This window comes from Patulibacter sp. NPDC049589 (assembly GCF_040675535.1).
In the GTDB taxonomy this organism is placed as follows: Bacteria; Actinomycetota; Thermoleophilia; order Solirubrobacterales; family Solirubrobacteraceae; genus Patulibacter.
In genome coordinates, this window is record NZ_JBFAPC010000339.1 from 1 (window position 1) to 1,330 (window position 1,330).

General features: G+C 78.9%; 2 protein-coding genes. Both read right to left on the minus strand.

The annotated features are described in order from the left end of the window. Nucleotides 1-29: 29 nt before the first annotated feature. Complete coding sequence (locus AB0L40_RS27855; RefSeq protein WP_364362061.1) at nucleotides 30-413, minus strand: response regulator; 384 nt, start codon at nucleotides 411-413, stop codon at nucleotides 30-32. After that, nucleotides 410-1,330: LuxR C-terminal-related transcriptional regulator (locus AB0L40_RS27860; protein ID WP_364362063.1), on the minus strand; the 921-nt coding region annotated here is incomplete at its 5' end. The genes AB0L40_RS27860 and AB0L40_RS27855, both read right to left, overlap by 4 nt.

Genomic DNA, 1,330 nt, shown 5'->3' on the forward strand with positions numbered 1-1,330 from the left:
GGCGGCCGGCGCGTCCGGGCGGGCCATCGTCAGGTCGGCTGCAGGACGCCCAGGAGCCGCCGGGCGGTCAGCGGCTTGCGCACCGCGCCGAGGACGGTCAGGCCGTCGGCCCGCGCCCGCAGCTCGGCGGCGGCCAGGACCTCGGCCGAGAGCCCGCTGGCGATCACGATCGAGGGCCCGCCGGTGCGCAGGGCGACGAGCCGCAAGAGCTCGACGCCGTCCATCCCCGGCATGTCGAGGTCGCAGACCAGGACGTCGCCCTCGGTGAGCTCGTGCAGGCGGGCGAGCGCGGCCTCGCCGTCCGCGGCCTCGAGGACCGAGCCGACACCCAGGTTCGACAGGATCTGCCGGATCGTGCGCCGCTGGAACTCGTGGTCCTCGACGACGAGCACGGTGCGTTCCGCGAGCCTCATGGGCGCTCCCTCCCGGGATCCTGGTGGTTCAAGTCCTCGGACGACCGCCCGCTCCCGCGGGACGCGCCGGGCAGGAGCCCCAGCGCCCGGCCCCGCAGCACGGCCTCTTCCCGCGACGCCACGCCGAGCTTCGCGTAGAGCGAGCGGGTGTGGGTCTTGATCGTGTTGCGGCTGATGTAGAGGCTGTCGGCGAGCTCGCGCAGGCTGCCCGTCCCCGACAGGGCCCGCAGCACGCCGACCTCGCGGGCGCTGAGCTCCTCGACGCCCGGCACGCCGGCCAGGCCCGCGCCGCGCGCGCCGCCGACCCCGACGAGGACGCGCTCGAGCGCGACGGGCAGGCCGCCGGCGTCGCGGGCGCCGTCCAGGCGGCGCAGGGCGCGCTCGGCCGCGGAGCGCGCGCCGTCGAGGTCGCTCGCCGCCGCCTGGGCGCGGGCGAGCTCCAGCAGCACCGCGGGGATCATCAGCGACGAGTCGCGCCAGCCGCGCACGAGCTCCAGCGCCGCGTGGCAGATCGCGACGGCGTCGTCGGTCCGACCCGCGAGCGTCGCCACCCGGGCCTGGGCGCAGGCGACCGGCAGGGCGTGCGGGGCGCGGCGCAGCGGGCCGTCGTCGCGGGCCGCGACGGCGGACGCGACGAGCCGCTCGGCCGCCTCGAGCTCGCCCCGCTCCGCCGCCTGCAGGGCCAGCACGGCCTGCGGCAGGTAGTCCACGAGCGGCAGCCCGGCGGCGGGCAGCTGGACGTGGCCGGCGCGGGCGCGCTCCGCCAGCGCGGTCGCGTCGGCGTCGCGCCCGGCGACGTGGGCGTGCCAGGCCGCGAGCGCCTCGACGGCCGAGCGCACCGGTGCACCGGCCGGCAGGACCGCCAGGGCGCGGTCCGCGGCCGCCGACGCCGCGCCGACGTCGTCGAAGCAGACGAG